This window comes from Idiomarina sp. A28L, from assembly GCF_000218785.1.
Lineage (GTDB): Bacteria > Pseudomonadota > Gammaproteobacteria > Enterobacterales > Alteromonadaceae > Aliidiomarina.
Genome location: NZ_AFPO01000021.1, coordinates 287,361 through 307,939, shown reverse-complemented (window position 1 = coordinate 307,939; position 20,579 = coordinate 287,361). Strand labels below are relative to the sequence as shown.

At 47.2% G+C, this 20,579-nt stretch carries 20 protein-coding genes; 12 read left to right on the top strand and 8 right to left on the bottom strand.

The window, feature by feature from the left end; genetic code table 11:
- Window positions 1–4: 4 nt before the first annotated feature.
- The 9 genes from murD to lpxC all read left to right on the top strand — a co-directional run bounded on the left by murD (window position 5) and on the right by lpxC (window position 10,601).
- Window positions 5–1,360 (top strand): UDP-N-acetylmuramoyl-L-alanine--D-glutamate ligase, encoded by a 1,356-nt coding sequence (murD, locus tag A28LD_RS09275; protein WP_007420824.1) that lies wholly within the window; start codon window positions 5–7, stop codon window positions 1,358–1,360.
- Window positions 1,347–2,612, top strand: coding sequence for a cell division protein FtsW (gene ftsW / locus A28LD_RS09270; protein ID WP_007420823.1), 1,266 nt, complete (start codon window positions 1,347–1,349; stop codon window positions 2,610–2,612). The genes murD and ftsW overlap by 14 nt, the downstream gene beginning before the upstream one ends.
- Window positions 2,612–3,754: an undecaprenyldiphospho-muramoylpentapeptide beta-N-acetylglucosaminyltransferase gene (murG, locus tag A28LD_RS09265; RefSeq protein WP_007420822.1), complete on the top strand. Its 1,143-nt coding sequence runs from the start codon at window positions 2,612–2,614 to the stop codon at window positions 3,752–3,754. Before ftsW ends, murG begins: the two co-directional genes overlap by 1 nt.
- The gene (gene murC, locus A28LD_RS09260; protein ID WP_007420821.1) at window positions 3,751–5,217 is read left to right on the top strand and encodes a UDP-N-acetylmuramate--L-alanine ligase; all 1,467 of its coding nucleotides are present in this window, start codon (window positions 3,751–3,753) and stop codon (window positions 5,215–5,217) included. The genes murG and murC overlap by 4 nt, the downstream gene beginning before the upstream one ends.
- On the top strand, window positions 5,214–6,137 hold the full coding sequence (locus A28LD_RS09255; RefSeq protein ID WP_007420820.1) for a D-alanine--D-alanine ligase: 924 nt from the start codon (window positions 5,214–5,216) through the stop codon (window positions 6,135–6,137). The genes murC and A28LD_RS09255 overlap by 4 nt, the downstream gene beginning before the upstream one ends.
- A gap of 1 nt (window position 6,138) precedes the next feature.
- Window positions 6,139–6,897 (top strand): cell division protein FtsQ/DivIB, encoded by a 759-nt coding sequence (locus A28LD_RS09250; RefSeq protein ID WP_007420819.1) that lies wholly within the window; start codon window positions 6,139–6,141, stop codon window positions 6,895–6,897.
- 66 nt (window positions 6,898–6,963) lie between these two features.
- On the top strand, window positions 6,964–8,181 hold the full coding sequence (ftsA, locus tag A28LD_RS09245; RefSeq protein WP_237704262.1) for a cell division protein FtsA: 1,218 nt from the start codon (window positions 6,964–6,966) through the stop codon (window positions 8,179–8,181).
- Window positions 8,182–8,255: 74 nt separating this feature from the next.
- Window positions 8,256–9,416, top strand: coding sequence for a cell division protein FtsZ (ftsZ, locus tag A28LD_RS09240; RefSeq protein ID WP_040487282.1), 1,161 nt, complete (start codon window positions 8,256–8,258; stop codon window positions 9,414–9,416).
- A gap of 270 nt (window positions 9,417–9,686) precedes the next feature.
- A complete protein-coding gene (gene lpxC, locus A28LD_RS09235) occupies window positions 9,687–10,601 on the top strand; it encodes a UDP-3-O-acyl-N-acetylglucosamine deacetylase (RefSeq protein WP_007420816.1) in 915 nt (304 codons plus the stop codon).
- A gap of 37 nt (window positions 10,602–10,638) precedes the next feature.
- Here lpxC and A28LD_RS09230 read toward each other — a convergent pair whose 3' ends face one another.
- A complete protein-coding gene (locus A28LD_RS09230; RefSeq protein ID WP_007420815.1) occupies window positions 10,639–10,944 on the bottom strand; it encodes a DciA family protein in 306 nt (101 codons plus the stop codon).
- 29 nt (window positions 10,945–10,973) lie between these two features.
- Between A28LD_RS09230 and A28LD_RS09225 the strand changes: the two genes are divergently transcribed.
- The 3 genes from A28LD_RS09225 to A28LD_RS09215 all read left to right on the top strand — a co-directional run bounded on the left by A28LD_RS09225 (window position 10,974) and on the right by A28LD_RS09215 (window position 15,156).
- Complete coding sequence (locus A28LD_RS09225) at window positions 10,974–11,903, top strand: M23 family metallopeptidase (protein ID WP_007420814.1); 930 nt, start codon at window positions 10,974–10,976, stop codon at window positions 11,901–11,903.
- Window positions 11,904–11,995: 92 nt separating this feature from the next.
- Window positions 11,996–14,704 (top strand): preprotein translocase subunit SecA, encoded by a 2,709-nt coding sequence (gene secA, locus A28LD_RS09220; RefSeq protein ID WP_007420813.1) that lies wholly within the window; start codon window positions 11,996–11,998, stop codon window positions 14,702–14,704.
- Between the two features lie 41 nt (window positions 14,705–14,745).
- Window positions 14,746–15,156: an NUDIX domain-containing protein gene (locus tag A28LD_RS09215; protein ID WP_007420812.1), complete on the top strand. Its 411-nt coding sequence runs from the start codon at window positions 14,746–14,748 to the stop codon at window positions 15,154–15,156.
- Between the two features lie 25 nt (window positions 15,157–15,181).
- Here A28LD_RS09215 and yacG read toward each other — a convergent pair whose 3' ends face one another.
- From yacG to A28LD_RS12430, 7 genes are all read right to left on the bottom strand, one after another.
- On the bottom strand, window positions 15,182–15,376 hold the full coding sequence (yacG, locus tag A28LD_RS09210; protein WP_007420811.1) for a DNA gyrase inhibitor YacG: 195 nt from the start codon (window positions 15,374–15,376) through the stop codon (window positions 15,182–15,184).
- A 28-nt stretch (window positions 15,377–15,404) separates the two neighbouring features.
- On the bottom strand, window positions 15,405–16,151 hold the full coding sequence (locus tag A28LD_RS09205; protein WP_007420810.1) for a cell division protein ZapD: 747 nt from the start codon (window positions 16,149–16,151) through the stop codon (window positions 15,405–15,407).
- 126 nt (window positions 16,152–16,277) lie between these two features.
- Window positions 16,278–16,880, bottom strand: coding sequence for a dephospho-CoA kinase (gene coaE, locus A28LD_RS09200; RefSeq protein ID WP_007420809.1), 603 nt, complete (start codon window positions 16,878–16,880; stop codon window positions 16,278–16,280).
- Window positions 16,877–17,755 (bottom strand): prepilin peptidase, encoded by an 879-nt coding sequence (locus A28LD_RS09195; protein WP_007420808.1) that lies wholly within the window; start codon window positions 17,753–17,755, stop codon window positions 16,877–16,879. The genes coaE and A28LD_RS09195 overlap by 4 nt, the downstream gene beginning before the upstream one ends.
- Window positions 17,756–17,780: 25 nt before the next feature.
- Window positions 17,781–18,968 carry a type II secretion system F family protein gene (locus A28LD_RS09190; protein ID WP_007420807.1) on the bottom strand — a complete coding sequence of 396 codons (1,188 nt, stop codon included), beginning with the start codon at window positions 18,966–18,968 and terminating at the stop codon, window positions 17,781–17,783.
- 10 nt (window positions 18,969–18,978) lie between these two features.
- A complete protein-coding gene (locus A28LD_RS09185; protein WP_007420806.1) occupies window positions 18,979–20,031 on the bottom strand; it encodes a GspE/PulE family protein in 1,053 nt (350 codons plus the stop codon).
- Between the two features lie 3 nt (window positions 20,032–20,034).
- Window positions 20,035–20,502 carry a pilin gene (locus A28LD_RS12430; protein ID WP_007420805.1) on the bottom strand — a complete coding sequence of 156 codons (468 nt, stop codon included), beginning with the start codon at window positions 20,500–20,502 and terminating at the stop codon, window positions 20,035–20,037.
- Between the last annotated feature and the right edge of the window lie 77 nt (window positions 20,503–20,579).

The window sequence follows — 20,579 nt, the reverse complement described above, 5'->3', positions numbered from 1 at the left end:
TTTGATGCAACGACATTTGCGCGATTTAACCACGATTACAGTATTGGGTTTCGGCCTAACTGGCGTTTCGTGTGCGCGCTATTTGTTATCGTTAGGCATCACACCTATTGTTTTAGATACCCGCAAGGAACCACCGGGCTTGATCGATGCTGCCGATGTAGCGGCTCAGTGTGAAACCTATTTTGGGCCGTTGCAGCTCGAACATCTATTGCAATCTGATTTGCTGCTGGTAAGCCCTGGAATTGATCGGCGAGATAGTTTGTTACAAATGGCGGCAGATGCTGGCGTAGAAATGATTTCCGATATTGAGCTGTTTGCATGGGAAGTTGAAGTTCCAGTTGTTGGTGTTACCGGATCAAACGGGAAATCAACAGTGGTTGAGCTTACTACCCATATATTGCGCCAATGCGGTATCAATGCAGTAGCGGCAGGTAACATTGGCACGCCAGTGTTAGATAGCCTGTTGCCTGGCGCGAAAAAAGCAGATTGCTATGTATTAGAGCTATCTAGCTTTCAGTTGGAGCTGGTGAATTCACTGCAATTAACAGCCGCTACAATTTTAAATATCAGTTCTGACCACCTCGATCGTTACGATGATGAGCGCGGTTATGAGCGAGCAAAACACCGCATTTATCAGCACACAAAATTGTGTGTTTGGAATCGCGATGATACTAAAACTAAGCCGCTATTTCGGCGTCAAGGTATGCAGCTGATTAGCTTTGGTAGCACAGATGCAGCAAAAGATTTCGGTATTACTACAGTAAAAGATGAGTTAGCACTCACTTACGCTAATAAACCTTTTATTAAAGAGAGTGAGTTACCTATTCAAGGCACCCACAACTTGTTAAATGTCCAAGTTGCTGTTGCATTGGCACAAGCGCTAGGGGTGAATCTTGCCGAAGCAGTTGCCGGGCTAGCAGGTTATAAATCACTGCCGCACCGTTGTGAGTTGGTGGGTGAATTCGAAAAAGTGCGCTGGATCGACGATAGCAAAGCCACTAACCCGGGCGCTACTATTGCGGCGATTGAAGGTATACGTGCAAGTGCAAAGGGTAAATTAATTCTTATTGCCGGCGGTGATGCGAAAGGGGCTGATCTTTCAGTATTGAAAGATTCCTTAGCGCAAGTAGATATACTGATAACCTTGGGCCGTGATGGCGATAAAATTGCAGAACAAAAAACACGCAGCCGCAAAGTACATAGCTTAAACGAAGCCGTGGCGTATGCAGCTAAAGAAGCAACGGAAAACAGCGTAGTGTTGCTTTCACCCGCTTGCGCTAGCTTAGACATGTTCAAAAACTACGCCGAGCGTGGGCAGAAATTCCGAGAAGCGGTGGAGGCTTGGTATGCGCTCAGCTGAACCACAACTCGAACTCGAAATTCGCGCTCAAAACAACTTGTGGCAGCAGTTTACTGGGTTGTTTCAAGGCTCAACAACCTATCAGCTGTATGATCGCCAGTTACTTTGGTTGGCCATTGTGCTTATTGCATTTGGCTTGGTAATGGTAGCTTCAGCTTCGTTGCCAGTAGGCGAGCGGTTAACCGGTAATCCGTTTCATTTTGTGATTCGCCACAGTATCTATTTGGTGTTGGGCACTTGCACTGCGGTAATTGTAACCATGATACCGGTGGCAAAATGGCAGCAATTTAGCGGCACTTTATGTTTATTAGCGTTGTTACTGTTAGTAGTTGTGCTTTTTGCAGGGCACACAGTTAACGGTGCTACTCGATGGTTAAAAGTAGGCCCGCTCACGTTGCAAGTAGCGGAGCTGGCAAAACTGTTTTTTGTAATCTATTTAGCCAGCTATTTAGATCGCCGTTACGATGAAGTACGGAAAAACTGGCGGGGCTTTATCAAAGCGTTGTTTGTGCTGGGAATATTAACCATTTTGTTGCTGATGCAACCAGATTTGGGCTCGGTAATTGTACTTGGTGTAACCGCTGTAGGGATGTTGTGGATAGCTGGCGCGAAAATGATTCAGTTCATTTCGCTGGTGATCACTTTGCTAGTGGCATTTGTGCTACTGATTATGTTTGAACCTTATCGTATGGCGCGGGTAGCAAGTTTTATGGACCCATGGGATGACCCTTTCAATAGTGGTTATCAGCTTACTCAATCGTTAATGGCATTCGGCCGTGGTGATTGGTTTGGCCAAGGGCTAGGCAATAGCGTGCAGAAATTACAGTATCTGCCAGAAGCGCATACTGATTTTATTTTATCAGTGATTGGTGAAGAGCTTGGGTTTATCGGTGTGCTCGCGGTAATTGCCATTAGTTTTGTGGTGGTTATCAAAGCCTTGTTGTTAGGGCAGCGAGCACTGCGGCAAAAGCGTCCGTTTTCCGGTTATATGGCGCAAGGCATTGGTATTTGGTTTGCATTCCAAGTGGGTGTAAACGTGGGGGCGGCTTCGGGCTTGATTCCCACTAAAGGATTAACGTTGCCACTCCTCAGTTATGGTGGCAGTAGCTTAATTATTACTATGGCAGCCGTTGCGCTGTTGTTGCGTATTGATTACGAAGTGCGCACCGGTTACCGCTTAGCGCGTTCGGCTGGCGAAGCTGCACAGCAAGCACCACAAAGGGCGCGGCGTAAAGCGCGTGGGGGTGTTTAATGAGCCATATTCTAATTAGCGCCGGTGGCACTGGTGGCCATGTTTTTCCGGCACTTGCTGTAGCTAAAGTATTAGCAGCCGAAGGCCATGATATAACCTGGCTAGGCACAACAGATCGAATGGAAGCTGAGGTTGTTCCGGCGAATGGGTTTCGTTTTATTGGTATGCGGCAGCAAGCGTTGCGTGGAAAAAGTAAGTTGAATTTGTTGGCCGCACCGTTTCGTTTAGGTAAGAGCATTTGGGTATGCCGAAAATTATTGGTAAAGGAAAAAATCGATTTAGTTTTAGGCTTTGGCGGCTATACCGCGGGCCCTGCTGGAGTAGCTGCTTGGAGCAAGGGAATTCCATTAGTTATACATGAGCAGAATGCGGTTCCTGGCTTAACAAATCGGTTGCTTGAACGCTTTGCAACGCGTACGCTGCTCGGTTTTTCGGGGGCCAATAAATATCTGCCGAAAGCTGAGGTTGTTGGCAACCCTGTTCGCAGTGAAATTGCTGCTTTGCATACACAGCCAACGCGGCAGTTAGGTGCTGAGTTAAAGGTACTAATTGTTGGCGGTAGTTTAGGTGCAGCGTATTTAAACACATGCGTGCCAGCGGCATTAAGCCAGTTACATAACGATCAACAGCAGCGCACAGTAATGGTTCGCCATCAGGTAGGTAAAGGCAATGTAGCTGGCGTACAGCAAGCTTACGCAAAAGCGGCAACAGGCAGCGCAGTAGAGGTTGATGTTGCAGAGTTTATTACCGATATGGCCGCAGCTTATGCATGGGCCGATATCGTAATATGCCGAGCGGGCGCCTTAACCGTTGCGGAATTAAGTGCGGCAGGTAAGCCAGCGATTTTAGTGCCATATCCATATGCGGTTGATGATCACCAAACTGAGAATGCAAAGGCATTAAGTGATGTGGGTGCGGCAATATTAGTGCAGCAAAAAGATTTAACCGAAGCATGGCTAGTAAAACAAATTGAGCAGTTGTTGGCGCAACCAGAGTTGCTAATCAATATGCAACTTGCCGCCAAGAAGAGTGCACAAATCGATGCGTTGAACCGCATTGTAGCAGTTTGTAATGAATTTTTAGCGCCGGTGAATACGGCTAAAGTAGTACACGATAAAAAAACGGAACCAAACGATTTATGACAGTAGCCAAAGAACAAGCATTTACCATTGTAACGGTACCGGAAATGCGCCGAGTGCGCCGAATCCACTTTGTGGGTATTGGCGGCGCGGGTATGGCGGGTATTGCCGAGGTATTGCTTAATCAGGGTTACCACGTATCGGGTTCTGATATTGCAGAAAACCCGAGCACCTTGCGATTACGTGGTTTGGGCGCAGAAGTTGCGATTGGCCACAGCGCGGAAAATGTTAGCAGCGCAAATGTGATTGTGGTTTCTACCGCAATCAAAGCGAATAACCCTGAGTTAGTAGCGGCTCGTAAACTTTTGATTCCGGTAGTGCGCCGAGCGGAAATGCTGGCGGAGCTTATGCGTTTTCGCCATGGTATTGCGATTTCCGGCACCCATGGCAAAACCACAACCACGAGCTTAATCGCGAGCATCTTCGCCGAAGCGGATCTCGATCCAACTTTCGTGATTGGCGGTTTGCTAAATAGTGCAGGCACAAACGCGCGTTTGGGTAGCAGCAAATACTTGATCGCCGAAGCCGATGAAAGTGATGCGTCGTTTTTACATTTGCAGCCGATGGTAGCAGTAGTAACGAATATTGAAGCGGATCACATGGACACCTACGAAGGTGATTTCAACCGCATGCAAGATACTTATATCGAGTTTTTGCACAACTTGCCGTTTTACGGCTTGGCGGTAATGTGTGTTGATGATCCAACTATTGCAGGTTTGTTAACCCGCGTTGGCCGGCAAATCACCACCTATGGTTTTTCTGAACATGCCGATGTGCGTGCAAGTGAATACCAACAAACTGGGAATCATTGCAACTTCGTAGTGTTACGTAAAGGTATGGAACCTTTAGCTATCGAATTGAATTTACCGGGTAAACACAATGCGCTTAACGCATTGGCAGCGATTGCGGTAGCTACCGATGAAGGCATTGAAGATGCGGCTATTATGGCAGCTCTAGCGAAATTTGAGGGCATTGGCCGGCGTTTTCAACAATATGGTAGCTTCGCTTGCGATGATGGTGATGTGTTGTTGGTGGATGATTACGGCCACCACCCATCAGAAGTAGCAGCTACGATTAAAGCTACAAAAGCGGGTTGGCCAGAGCGGCGTTTAGTAATGTGCTTTCAACCACATCGTTACAGCCGTACCCGTGATTTATACGAAGATTTTGTTGATGTATTAAGCGAAGTTGATGCCTTGATTATGCTAGAAGTTTACGGCGCAGGTGAGGAGCCGGTGCCGAATGCTGATAGCCGAGCGCTGTGCCGTTCAATTCGGCAACGTGGCAAAGTTGATCCGGTGTACGTGAAAGAAGTGGATCAACTACCAGAACGCCTTGCTGAATTACTCCAGCCGGGTGATATTGTGCTTACCCAAGGCGCGGGTAATGTGGGTGGATTAGCCAAAATTTTGAATGAGTTGCAGTTAGATAAAGCGCGTATGCAGCAGTTTGGAGTAGCAAAATGAAGCAGTTTGGCAAAGTAGCGGTATTAGCAGGTGGTAATTCGGCAGAGCGGGAAGTTTCTTTGCGCTCTGGCGCAGCTGTATTGCAGGCGCTTTGCGAACAGGGTGTGGATGCGTTTTTGTTTGATCCGGCTGAGCAACCTTTGCTTGAACTCGTGAGCCTAAACGTTAATCGCGCATTTATCGCCTTGCATGGCCGCGGTGGCGAAGATGGCCAAGTACAAGCGGTATTAGAAGTGCTCGGTATTCCCTACACCGGTAGCGGTATTTTGGCCTGTGCATTAACAATGGATAAAAGCAAAACCAAAGCATTGTGGCACGGTATGGGTTTGCCTACTGCAGCGGCTGCTACGATAACCGCAAGCGAATTAAGCACGGTAGATTGTGCAGCTTTGTTGGCCCGTTTGGGCGGCAAAGTGATGGTTAAACCAGCACATGAAGGCAGTAGCATTGGTATGGGCATGGCGCATACAGCAGATGAACTAGCAGTAGCACTAAAAGAAGCCGCGCGATTTGATGGCGATATGTTGGTAGAAACTTGGTTAAGTGGCCCGGAATACACGGTTGCGGTATTGGCTGGTGAGGCATTACCAGCAATTAAAGTGCAAACACCCCATGCGTTTTATGATTACGCGGCTAAGTATCAAGATAATACCACCCAGTATATTTGTCCGGCTGAGCTTTCTGATGAGCAGGAAAAACAAGTAAGAGATTTAGCGGTAGCGGCTTTTAAAGCGGTTGGTTGTGAAGGCTGGGGCCGGGTAGACATGATGATGAATAGTAATGGCCAATTGCAGTTGCTGGAACTCAACACCGTACCTGGAATGACAGCGAAAAGTTTGGTGCCAATGGCTGCAAAGCAAGTGGGAATTTCATTTCCTGCTTTAGTGCTACAGATTTTGGCTACAACGTTGGACGCTTGAAGTGGCGGCAGCGGCGGTTAAAGCAACCGAGGCAACTGATACGCCAAACCGTTGGGAGTTCATTGCTGGGGTTGCAGTATTTATTGTAATCGTGCTGGGCTTTTTGATGGGGAGCTATAAGTTGCTCGCTTGGATAACCGATGCAGAGCAAGTGCCATTAGAGGGCGTAATTATTCAAGGTGAGCGCTTATACACTGAGGATAATGAAGTATTAAATGCGATTATCGCTGGCGAGGTAGGTAGCTTTTTTACCGCCGATGTAGATGAGATTCGCAATCGAATTGAGGCGTTGCCATGGGTTTATTCGGCTTCAGTTCGAAAAGAATGGCCACAACGGTTGCGGGTGTTTCTAGTGGAACAAGAGCCGGTTGGTATTTGGAATGAAGAGAAGGTAATGAACCGGTATGGGGAAGTGTTTATCGCAAGCCCTGAATTAATAGCCGGAACGGTGCCACATTTTTCTGGCCCGGAAGAGGCCGAAGATGAGGTGTTAAGGCAGTATCAGCGAATTTCGGAATTACTCGCAATTCATGATTATGCCATTACCCGCATTACCTTAAGTGAACGTTTTTCAGTTCGCTTGTGGCTCGATAACGGAATTGAGTTGCAGTTGGGGCGGGAAGCCCGGTTAGAAAGGATTCAGCGGTTTTTAGATTTGTATCCGTTAATAAAGAAAGAAAGCGATAAGGCGGTGGCCTACGCAGATTTACGTTACGACACTGGTATCGCTATTGGTTGGAAAGAGCCAGAGAGCGAATAACTTTTGCAAAATAAGTGGTTAAAGGTAAGTGAGAGAGCTGTGATCGCAAAAAATGACAACGACAACATGATCGTGAGCCTCGATGTTGGCACTAGCAAAGTGACAGCACTGATAGGCGAAATTTTACCGGATGGAGACATCAATATCATTGGTGTTGGTGTAACGCCTGCCCGTGGTATGGATAAGGGTGGTGTGAACGATTTGAACCTAGTGGTGCAATCGATTCAACGTGCGGTGAATGAAGCGGAATTGATGGCCGATTGTAATGTGTCCACGGTTTATCTGAACATTTCTGGACGCCACGTTGCTTGCCAGAACGAAGATGGCATGGTGCCAATTAACGATGCAGAAGTAACGCAAGATGATGTTGATAGCGTAATTCATGCCGCTAAATCAGTGCCAATTGCACAAGAGCGCCGCATTTTGCATGTATTGCCACAAGAGTTTGTGATTGATTCGCAAGAAAGTATTAAAAGCCCAGTGGGTATGTCGGGTGTGCGCATGGAGGCTCGGGTACACATGATTACCTGCGCTAACGATATGGCGCGCAACATTGTGAAAGCGGTTGAGCGTTGCGATTTAAAAGTAGAAACCTTAGTGTTTTCGGCCTTGGCGTCAAGCCACGCAGCGCTCACAGAAGATGAGCGCGAGCTTGGTGTTGCACTTGTAGATATGGGTGCGGGAACTATTGATATCAGTATTTTTAGTGGTGGTGTATTGCGCCACACGGCGGTAATTCCAGTTGCGGGTAACCAAGTTACTAACGATATTGCCAATATTTTCCGCACACCGCTGAGCCATGCCGAAGAAATTAAAGTGCAGTATGCCTGTGCATTACGGCAAATGGTGAGTATGGAAGATAACATTGATGTGCCTTCAGTGGGCGGGCGGCCAGCGCGCTCGATGTCACGGCATACTTTGGCGGAAGTAGTAGAGCCGCGTTATCAAGAATTGTTTGAGCTGATCCGCGATGAAATCTACGGCAGTGGCTTAGAAGAACAAATTGCTGCAGGTGTAGTTTTAACCGGTGGCACCGCGAAAATGGAAGGTGCGGTTGAATTTGCTGAAGAAGTGTTTCAAATGCCGGTAAGGCTTGGAACACCAATTGGCACAAGGGGTTTAAGCGATTACGTGAATGATCCTGAATACGCTACTAGCGTTGGATTGCTACGTTTTGGCCAAATAATGCTCAACGAGCAACAAGAAGAACGGCAACGTAGCCAAAAGCCTCATTGGGGACAATGGTTCCAGCGTTTGCAAAGCTGGTTTCGAGGCGAGTTTTAAAGTACGAAGAAATTTTGCAATTTTTGGGGTAACAACAGAAAATACGGGTAAGTGGAGAGGTAATTATTATGAACATGTTTGAAATAAAGGATGATTTTGAAGCGGACGCGGTGATTAAAGTCATCGGCGTTGGCGGTGGCGGCGGTAACGCCGTGCAACATATGGTTTCGCAAAAAATCGAAGGTGTTCGGTTTATTGCGGCGAACACAGATGCACAAGCACTGCGTAAGCATGATGCTGATGTATTAGTGCAATTAGGTAGCGAAGTAACCAAAGGTTTAGGTGCTGGCGCTAACCCAGAAATCGGCCGTATTTCGGCTGAAGAAAACCGCGAAGAGATCGCCCGCCAGCTCGAAGGTGCGGATATGATCTTTATCGCCGCGGGTATGGGTGGTGGTACCGGTACTGGTGCTGCTCCTGTAGTTGCAGAAATTGCTAAAGAACTTGGCATTCTTACCATTGCGGTAGTAACCAAGCCATTCCCGTTTGAAGGTAAAAAGCGGATGGCAGCTGCCGATGAAGGTATTGCGCAACTGAGCAAGCATGTTGATTCATTAATCACTATTCCGAATGAAAAGCTTTTGAAAGTGTTGGGTAAAGGTACTTCTTTGCTAGATGCTTTCGGTGCTGCGAATAATGTATTGATGGGTGCTGTGCAAGGTATTGCTGATCTCATTACGCGCCAAGGTTTAATCAACGTCGATTTCGCCGATGTGCAAGCGGTAATGCGTGAAATGGGTACTGCTATGATGGGTACTGGTGTTGCAAGTGGGCCAGATCGAGCGCAAGAAGCGGCACAAATGGCGATTAATAGCCCGTTATTGGAAGATATCGATCTTTCTGGCGCACGTGGCGTACTAGTAAACGTTACTGCCGGCATGGATATGGGTATCGATGAATTCGAAACAGTGGGTAGCGTTATTCGTTCATTCGCATCAGAGAATGCTACGGTTATCGTGGGAACTGTAATCGATATGGAAATGTCTGATGAAATGCGGGTAACTGTTGTTGCTACTGGCATTGGTGCAGAGCGTAAGCCTGATATCTCGTTAGTAGAGAAGAAAGCTGAGCAAGCGGCATCACGGCCAAGTTCTGGCGGTTATTCACAACGCCAAGCTACGGCACCTAAAATGGAAGAAGATCTTGAATTCGAACTAGAAGAACGCAGTCCTCGAAAATCAGGTGAACCAGATATTTTAGATATTCCTGCATTTTTGCGCCGGCAAGCAGATTAAAGCAGGCGCATAAAGCGAGTATAAATTGGTATTTGCCGCGTGGTATTTTTCAAGTTGTGAGAATGCCTTGCGTTGAATAGAGGGTTGAATTATCTGGATTGACCAGTGCTCTACCATTTGCTATAGTGTTGCCCCTTTACCCGTAGCTAAATGCTGTTTGAAATATCAGCAGATAGTGGGGAAATGCAGATTAAATGGTGAGTTTGTAATTGGAAATATCAGTTACAGGCTCAAAAGAGCATCGTCAATGAGATGATGGAGGATTCAGTTATGATTAAACAGCGCACAATCAAGCAAATGATTGCAACTACTGGTGTTGGCCTGCACAAAGGTAATAAGGTCAATCTAGTGCTGCGGCCTGCTGCGCCAGATACGGGAATTGTGTTTCGCCGTTCTGATCTGAATCCTATGGTGGAAATTAAGGCATCACCGGAATTGGTGAAAGATACGCGCATGTGCACGTGCCTAATTAACGACGACAACGTGCGTATTTCAACCGTAGAGCATTTGCTTGCAGCTATTGCTGGCATGGGTATTGATAATTTGATCGTGGAAGTTGATTCTCACGAAATTCCAATTATGGATGGCAGTTCACATCCATTTATCTACCTGTTGCAATCAGCTGGTGTTCAAGAACAAGCAAAAGCGAAGCGTTTCATTAAAGTGAAACAACCAATTCGTGTGGAAGAAGACGATAAATGGGCCGAATTGTTACCCCACAAGGGCTTCAAAATCGACTTTGCCATTGATTTCGATCATCCCGCTATTGCCGGCACAAACCAAGTTGTATCAATGGATTTCAGTAGCCAAAGCTTCATTCGGGATATCAGCCGCGCTAGAACGTTCGGTTTTATGAAAGATATCGAACATTTGCGCGCTAATAATTTAGCGCTCGGGGGCGGTTTTGATAACGCCGTAGTGTTGGATGATTTCCGAATTTTGAATACCGATGGCTTGCGTTACGATGATGAATTCGTGAAACACAAAATTCTTGATGCAGTGGGTGATTTATACATGGGCGGCCACAGTATTCTCGGCCACCTGCGGGCATTTAAATCAGGCCATGCGTTAAATAACAAGTTGCTAGTTGCATTAATGCAACAGCAAGAGGCTTGGGAATTCGTAACGTTCGAAGAACCGAGCGCAAAAGCACCGATAAGCTATCTCAACCCGGTGTTAGCATAAAGTAAAAGGCCGCTACGGTAATTAGCGGCCTTTTTTGCTATTTAAGTGTTGGTTTTATTTGAATATCTAGGCTACGAATCTGTGCATCTGGATATTCTCGAAATTTATTCATAATATGAGCCTGTAGCAAGCGAATACGGGTCGACCAGGAACCATTTCTGGCGTAAATTACAAGTGTTTGCCCCTGTACCGCAAAACAGCGAGAGTTGGCAGCAAGATCAGCAGGAACTGTTTGGAGCCAAAGCGCCTGTAAACGAGAACTTTTAGCATCTTTCTTTTGCAGCTTTGCAAGGTTACCCTTTGAAAGTAGCTCTTGCACTGATTTGGGTGGTCGGTTAAGCATATAATTCGCACTTTTATTCGGGAAATTGCATGAGTTTAGCAATTATATATCGCGGCAAAAAAATCCGCATGAAACTTCGCTTTAGCCAGCGCCGGCTATTGTCGCTTCTTGGCATTTCGTTGTTTCTCGCTATTGCCTATATGCAACCATGGCAAGGTTTGAGTACGAACAAATTAGTAGTGCAAGAAAAAATCCAACAAGAGCAACGCTCGTTGGCAATGCAAGCCGAAGCTGTGCAAGATGTTCGCACTCAAGCGCAGCGTGAGTTAACCGCATTAACAATGAAGCTTGGCGACCTGCAAGCGCAGATTATGCGACTCGAAGCGCTGGGTCAACGTTTAGCTACAGCGGCTCAGCTTGATTCTGGTGAATTCAACTTTAGCCAGGAATTAGCGCTTGGTGGCCCCGATCAAGTTATGGCTGAATGGCCGGTTGTAGCGGAACACCAGTTGCTCGCAGATATCGATTTAGCCTTAGAGCAAATTTCTAGCCGTCAGAAACAACTCAGCCTACTTGAATCTTTGATGTTGAATCACCATATAGAAGATGAGCGTTTCATTGTCGGGCGTCCGGTGCAAGAAGGTTGGTTATCATCACAGTATGGGGTTCGCAAAGACCCATTCCACGGCAATCCAACCATGCACCGCGGAATTGATTACGCAGCACCAGAAGGGTCGCCTATCGTTGCTACCGGTGCAGGTATCGTAACTTTTGCAGGAAGGCGTGCAGGGTATGGTAAGCTTGTAGAAATTGATCATGGTGCTGGCTTGCGCACCCGTTATGGCCACATGCGTGCTATCAACGTGCAAGTGGGTGATGTAGTAACCCGTGGGCAAACTATTGCAGAAGTTGGCACACTTGGCCGTTCAACTGGCCCGCACGTACACTATGAAATACTAGAAAATGGCAAACACGTTAATCCGGCACGCTATGTACTTCGGCAAATGCCCGGGGAGTAGTAGCAGCTAGGGCGCAATATCCGGCACCCGATTGTGGTGCCGTTTTATTTTTTCGAACTCTAAAAATAAATCTTATAGGAATTTGAATCCACATGTTAGGTAGTCTATTCAAACGTATTCTAGGTAGCCGTAACGACCGAGTTATTCGCGGAACCCGCAAGCAAGTTGATCGCATCAACGCCATGGAAGCTGATTTCGAAAAGCTGAGTGAAGAGGAGCTGCGTGGCAAAACCGGCGAGTTTAAACAGCGCCTAGAAAAGGGCGAAACCATAGAAAGTATGTTGCCTGAAGCCTTTGCGGTTGCCCGCGAAGCGAGTAAGCGCACACTAGAAATGCGGCCGTTTGATGTGCAGTTAATTGGTGGCATGATTTTAAATGAGCACCGTATTGCTGAAATGCGCACCGGTGAAGGTAAAACATTAACGGCATTGTTACCGGCATACTTAAATGCGTTAACTGGCCGTGGTGTTCATATTATTACTGTGAACGATTACCTTGCGCGCCGCGATGCGGAATCGAGCCGCCCGTTTTTTGAATTTTTGGGTTTAACCGTAGGTGTAAATGTTGCAGGTATGCATCCGAAAGACAAAAAAGATGCTTATGCGTGCGATATTTTATACGGCACTAACAACGAATTCGGTTTCGATTACTTGCGCGATAACATGGCGTTCACTAAAGATGAGCGCGTGCAGCGCGATTTGCATTATGCAATCGTGGATGAGGTGGATTCAATCTTAATTGATGAAGCTCGTACGCCACTGATTATTTCAGGGCCAGCTGAAGATTCTTCTGATTTGTACCGCCGCATTAATGCTTTAGTGCCGCAATTGAAGCGTCAGCCAGATGAGCAACCAGACGATGCAGAGCCTGGCGATTTCACGATTGATGAAAAAGCTCGCCAGCTATATCTTACTGAGCACGGCCAAGAACATATTGAAGAGATGCTGCAAGAAAATGGGCTGTTATCAAGTGAAGATTCACTATATTCAGCAACTAACATTTCTTTGTTGCACCACGTTAACGCAGCTTTACGCGCACATCATTTGTTCCACCGCGATGTTGATTACATTGTTAAAGATGATGAGATTGTTATCGTTGATGAACACACTGGGCGTACCATGGAAGGCCGTCGTTGGTCTGAAGGCTTGCACCAAGCAGTGGAAGCTAAAGAAGGCGTGAAGATTCAAAACGAAAACCAAACGCTTGCTTCTATTACCTTCCAGAATTATTTCCGCCTCTACGATAAGTTAGCGGGAATGACAGGTACTGCCGATACGGAAGCATTCGAATTCCAATCGATCTACGGTTTAGAAACGGTTGTAGTACCTACCAACAAAACCATGATTCGCGATGATATGCCGGATTTAATCTTCTTAACTGGGCAAGAAAAGTACGATGCCATTATTGAAGATATCCGTGAACAACGTGATGCAGGCCGGCCAATTTTGGTGGGCACAAGCTCAATTGAAAGCTCTGAGCTGGTAGCACGTTTGCTGAAGAAAGAAAAAATTAAGCACAAAGTATTGAACGCAAAATTCCATGCTCAAGAAGCTGAAATTATTGCGCAAGCTGGCCAATCAGGTGCTGTTACGATTGCAACCAACATGGCCGGGCGTGGTACCGATATTGTGCTAGGTGGTAGTTGGCAGGCAGAAATTGCTGCTATTGAAGAGCCAACTGAAGCACAAATCAACGAGATTCGCAGCAAATGGCAAGAACGCCACGATGCAGTAATTGCCGCTGGTGGTTTGCATATTATTGGTACCGAGCGCCACGAATCTCGCCGTATTGATAACCAGCTGCGTGGCCGTGCGGGCCGTCAGGGTGACCCGGGTTCTTCACGGTTCTATCTTTCATTAGAAGATAGCTTAATGCGTATCTTTGCTACTGAGCGTATGGGCGCGATGATGAAGCGCCTAGGTATGAAGCCTGGCGAAGCTATTGAACACCCGTGGGTTACCAAAGCGATCGAAAATGCGCAGCGTAAAGTAGAAGCACGCAACTTTGATATTCGTAAGCAATTGCTTGAATACGATGATGTGGCCAACGACCAACGGAAAGTAGTTTACGAGCAACGTAATGAGTTGCTCGATGGCGACGATATTAAAGAAACCATCAGTGTAATTCGTGAAGATGTAATGAACCGGGTTATCGATGAATATATTCCACCGCAATCACTTGAAGAGATGTGGAATATCGAAGGGTTAGAAGATCGCTTACGCTCTGATTTTGATTTAGAGCTGCCTATTCAAAAATGGCTCGATGAAGACGATAAGCTATTCGAAGAATTACTTCGCGAAAAAATTCTCGAAGAAACGGTAAAAGCATACGAAGACAAAGAAAAGCAAGTAGGCGAGAAAGTGCTTCGCCACTTTGAAAAAGCAGTAATGCTGCAAAGTTTGGATTCGCATTGGAAAGAGCATTTGGCTGCAATGGATCACCTGCGCCAAGGCATTCATTTGCGCGGTTATGCAAACAAGAATCCGAAGCAAGAATACAAGCGTGAAGCCTATAACTTGTTTACGGATATGCTAGAAGCGTTAAAAACCGAAGTAATCAGCATTTTAAGCAAAGTGCGTGTGCGTGCCGAAGAAGATGTTGAAGAAATGGAAGAAAAACGCCGGCAAGCAGAGCAAGCGGCTCCGCGTGAATTCCAACACGAAAGCGCGCCAGGCTCAGAGGAAAACGCTGGAGCCTCAGGCCAGCAAGTAGTTCGTGAAGGCGAGAAAGTTGGCCGTAACGATCCTTGTCCGTGTGGTTCTGGTAAGAAATACAAGCAATGCCACGGTAAGCTGGCTTAAGTATTTCCTATTGCTTTAGGAATTAGGTTAAGGAGTGGCATTTGCCCGCAAATAAGCAAGTTCATGTAGCTGTTGCGGTGGTAATTAATACCGCCGCACAAGTGCTTATTAGCAAGCGCGCAGAGCATCAGCATCAAGGTGGTTTGTGGGAACTCCCCGGTGGTAAAGTTGAAGCTGGGGAAGCGTTGTTAACCGCGCTCGACCGTGAGTTGCACGAAGAGTTGAACCTGCACGTAGATAGCGCAGAGCCGTTATTGAGTGTAAGCCATAATTATGGTGATAAGCAGGTATTGCTCGATGTGTGGCACGTTACCGGTTTTACTGGCGATGTTCACCCGAATGAGGGCCAACAATGGCTTTGGGCCGATAAACCTACCTTGCAATCACTTGATTTTCCGGCCGCGAATGTGCCAATTCTTGAAGTTGTTGAAAAGCTGCTAGCCCGAGTTTAACGCTCGGTTAGCAGCTTTTTTTGTTTTAAAACTCGTCGTCTTGATTCGTGGGTAATGGCAATTCATCGCCCGGAATTCGCTTCTCTTCAGAGGCCCACTCACCTAAATCGATAAGCTTGCACCGTTCACTACAAAATGGGCGAAAGGTGGAAGCTTCTTCCCATACCACAGTTTTTTCGCAGGTAGGGCAAGGCACGGTGATAGGTTTTACTTTCGACATTTAATTCATTCCTTACGAACAACTAGGCTTACAAGCAGCGCGCCAATTCAAAATTTACCGCTTCTTGATATGCGGCACGTTCACTCGTGTTCGCATGCATGAAGCGAATATTATACCGCTGGCGATGCCCACTGATAAGCGGATAAATCGCTAATTCGGCAGGAACTCTTACGCGCAGCATCGATAATTTTTCTTCGTTGCCGAGCCAATTGCCATTTTCGGCCACCAGTGGCATGAAGTTGGCTTGTTCTCGCAACATGGTCATTTCCATGGCTAGGGCATCACGCAGCACGCTCAGTTGTTCTAACCAAGTGTGCGCATCATGCCGGCGATCAGCCGCGGTAGATTGTAGCCAATACTGCAAATCGGGCAATTCATTGTGGCATTGGCCACCCATGATCCCCATGCGTTGCCGAATATTGCCCAGCAATCGATGATCACGCAGGGCATAGCCAAACTTACGGCCCTCACAAAGGGCTTGTAAAATGGCTTGTAGCTCTTGGTGTATTTCTTGTAACCGCCGTTGATCAACATCAGGGTGATTAAAGAATGCCAGTAGCTTTGCCTCTCGGCGTTCGAGATCTTTAATTAAATCGGCGCGGGTATCGGTACGATCGAGTAAATCAAGAAGGTTAAATAAACCACCAAAAAACAATGGGTAATTCACTGGCGTTACTTGCTCTGCAGCAAGTTCCAGTTGGTCGAGCAATGCTTCGATACGTAAATATACCCGAACCCGTTCTTCTAACGGATGTTCGTATGTTTTCCAGGCCATTTTCTTCTTCTAGTTAGTGAAACAACGCCCATGATAACGAGTCGGTTACCGAGTGCAATGGTTTTTCAAAATGTTAACCCGTAATTTAACAATATACCTGTGTTTTTTGCCAATGCGCTAAGAGCATTAAACGAGCGAAAGGTATTGCTGGTGTAAATGTTCAACCTGCGGCGTGAGTGACTGCGTATCTCTGCTGTTATCTATAATATCATCGGCCTTAATTAATCGTTCTTCACGGCTCATTTGCGCTGCGATTATGGCCTCTATTTGGCTTTGGGCTACACCATCACGTTGTTGTGTGCGTTCAAGCTGCAGCGCTTCTGGAATATCAATTACAAGCACCCGTTGGCAAAGTTTATCAAGGCCATTTTCTAGCAAAAGTGGTGCTGAAAGCATTACATACGGTGATTTTGCAGCCTTTAGCTGGCTTAATATTTCATCACGAATAGCCGGGTGCATGTGCTCGTTTAACCACTGCTTTGCCGAGTTATCAGCAAAAATAATCTCGCGCAGCTTGGAACGAATTAACTGCCCCGAAGTATCCAGAAGATCGGTGTTGTAGTGTTTGGCAAAATACTCAGCGATATGCGCTAACAAAGGTGAACCGGGTTCTACAACTTCACGAGCGATAACATCGGCATCAACCACCACAATGCCGTGCGCTTGGAATAAATTTGTAACTGTAGTTTTCCCCGAACCGATACCACCGGTTATGCCAATCACTATCATAGTGCAAAGTTCCAATACCAAAGGTAAATTGGTTCGGCATAGAACAAGGCAATGCCGCCGGCAACCGCCAAGAAGGGGCCAAAAGGCATCGGCTTATCTTGGCTATGTTTGCGCAGAATGATCATGAAAATGCCATAGGCTGCGCCCACTAACGATGAGAGTAACACAATGATAGGCAGTGCTTGCCAACCCAGCCAAACACCCAGCACCGCGAGCAATTTAAAATCACCGTAGCCCATGCCTTCTTTACCAGTGGCCAATTTGAATAGCCAATACACCGACCACAAAAATAAGTAACCTGCAGCGCCACCAATAATGGCATCGGTTGGGCTTACTGGCAGAATGTGAATGCTTAGAATTAACCCTAGCCACAAGAGCGGCAAAGTGAGTTGATCTGGCAGTAACATAATTTCGCTATCGATCAGGGTAAGTAGTAATAACACATACAAGAGCACTGCAAAGGCTATGGCTTGATAAGTAAACCCAAAGTGGGCAACCGCAGCCAGTGTGAGCAATGCCGAAACCGCCTCGGTTATTGGGTAGCGCAAGGAAATATGCGTTTTACAGCTGCGGCAGCGGCCTTTTTGTATTAGGTAGCTAAGCAGCGGAATATTTTCGAACCAGCGTAGGCTGTGGCCGCACTTAGGGCAATGTGATGCAGGATAGGCTAAATTGAAGCGCTTGCTCGAGCTTTTGGTTGTTTTTGGATCGTGCGCGATCTGCGGAAAAGAAGCCGCGCACTCATCGCGCCATTGCTGCTCGAGCATGCGCGGTAGCCTAGCTACAATAACATTGCCAAAGCTACCAAATACAAGCCCGAACAACGCCGCAAATACAAAGCCAACCCACGGGAACACCTGAAAAATTTCTGCCACTTTGCTCTCCTTTTAAAGCTCTATCTTACCGCACTGTTTGCCCGAGCTGAAAGAGCGGTAAGTAGAGTGCCAGCAATAATATCAAAACCACCACACTCACTAAAATAAGCACAATGGTTGGAACAATTTGGGTTACTTGTTGCTGCTGATTATCAAGCGTTAGCGTAACCTGTTTCATGGCAAACTGTAACTGCCGCGTAAGCTGGCCGCTTTGCTCGCCAGCCGCAATAGCTTGCAGGAGTAAATCAGGTAGATTACTCGCCGCTAGCGTTTGGCTGAACGTAAGGCCTTGGCTTAAACCCGCACTGGCACTTTGCCATTGCTGTTGCCAATAACCACTTGCCGAATGTTCGCTCACCAGTTGGCAGCTTTGCTGTAAGGGAATAGCACTTTCGGTAGCGAGCACCAACATATCTAAATCATGTAATAGGTGTTGTTGGCAAAGCCACTGGCCAACAAGCGGCAGGCGATAAATAGCGCGGCAATGCTGTGGATGCCTAACCCATACTTTGAACCGATACTGAATAAAGCTTACTACCCCCGCAATCGCACCCAGCACTAGTAGTAGTTTTTGCTGCGCGGCGCGGGTTTCTAGCTGCATTAATGTCTGTGTTACTGCCGGTAACGTTACATCAAGTTGGCTATAAATGGCGGCAAAGCGTGGCAGCAAAAAAAACACCATGAGCAGCAACGTAATGGCTGCTACGCTAAGCACGATAAGCGGATAGCGCAGCGCATCGCGCATTTGTTTCTGCCGCGCTCTTTCGGCTTCCATGGTGGCCACCATGCCTTGCAAAACGTCGGGTAAGCGCCCGGTGGTTTCGCCTACCTCTACCCACGCACATACTTCAGAAGAAAATAAACGAGGGTATCTTGCCATAGCGCTGGCAATGCCACTACCTTGCGCCAATGCATTTATCACGCCCACACAAGCTTCTGCTTGTGCCTCAGTTTGGCTGTTGCGATGCAAATGCTGCCAAGCTAATTGCTGATCAAAGCCCGCCTCAAGCAAGCTTTGCCACTGGAATAAAAAGCCCGGCAAAAACAGCCGGGAATGTCGAACTCCGATTTTGCTCGGTAACTTCGACAGGGAACGAACATAAATTTGCTGAAGATATAGCTGCCGCTTCGCCAAATTAGCGGTTGAGGCTTGAATAATACCCTTCTGTGGGCCTAATTCTGCATGCAGCCCTTGCCACTGAAACCATGCCATAGAAATCCCTTTATGGTTTTGTTGTTTTACCTGCTGGGCACTCCATTAGCTTTTCTTGCTGTGGTTGCACATCATTTTCTTCGTTGTCATCTAAACATTGTTGCAAATTCTGCCAATAGTTTTCATGGGTAGGCCCCATCAACAATGCAGCTCTTAATCTTGTGTGCATTGGCTGTAAGGTAAATACGCCTTGGCGCTTTTGGCCAACGGTTAGCAATCGCTGATTCACCAAAAGTTGCCAACAAGCAGCAAGCTGATAATTATTGATACCCAGCTGCTGCAAGCGGATTATGGCGCTTAACGGCTGGCTGGCATGCAGGGTAGCTAATACTAAATGCCCAGTTTGCGCTGCTTGCACAGCAATTTGGGCGGTTTCCGCATCGCGAATTTCACCTACCATCAGCACATCAGGGTCTTGCCGTAACATTGCCCGTAGCGCCGCGGCGAAGGTAAGCCCCACGCTGGGTTTAATAGGCACTTGGTTTACCCTGGTAAGCGTTACTTCCACAGGATCTTCAACAGTGGCAATATTTTTTGCCTCCGCCGCGAGTATTTGCAGCATGGCGTAAAGGGTGCGGGTTTTGCCGCTGCCGGTTGGGCCGGTTACCAAAATCAAGCCTTCTGGAATTTTTAAAATCTGTTTAATCATTGTTAGCTGTTGCGGCAACAGGCCGAGCGCATGCAATGGTAATGCTTCTTGCTCGCTTAGTTGCAAACGCAACACCATTTTCTCGCCGTGCAACGTGTTCAGCGTATTAATTCGACAATCAACTCCGCTGCCTGGGGTGTTGGTGCCATCAGGCGCCCCTTCGGAAGCGGTTAGTTGCAAGCGGCCATCTTGGGGTAATCTGCGCTCAGTAGTATCGAGGCCAGCGGCGGTTTTAAGCGCAGCAATAATGCGAACACCTTCGGCGGTTGAAATTGAAGCAATAGGTTCTAGCAAACCTAACCGCCGGCCGCGCCACCGATAAGCATTGGGCTCCGCCTCTAAATGTAAATCAGAAACCCCAGCGTAAGCGTGTTGGCAAATAAAATTGGCTATATCAGCATTTAACGAATGCACGCATTACCCCCGGGTATCCGCCACACAATGGGGAATGCGCATGCCCATTCCTTCATTATCACCAAAATCTGAACAGGCTACTGCCCACTGCAGCTGCGTGGCGGTAGCCGCAGGGCGAAGTTCAACTATAAGCGGGTTGCCTTGGCGATCGTTCACCTGCAACGTTGCTTGAATAGAACCGGGCACCGAACCTTGAGTAATAGCGGCAATACCAGAAGGAAAGGGGGCTTGCACTGGGGGAATGCCGCGTTGGCCAAAAGCTGCGCAAGGGCTTAGCGAACCTTCCATTTGCCAGCATATATTGATAGCTGTTTGCCAAGGTTGCAGGCTCATTAATGCGGTGCTTGCGCGGGCGCGCTGGGTGTAATCGGTATAGGCAGGCACGGCAAATGAGCTGAGTACGCCAATAATGGCCACCACAATCATAAGCTCAATAAGGTTAAAGCCAGTGGCCCGGCGAGATAAATTCATGTGCAACTCCTTTTGCAAAACTCAAACAACGAAGCAAAAGTAATAGCGGTAAATTTGGCAGGGGTAAAGCAAACCAA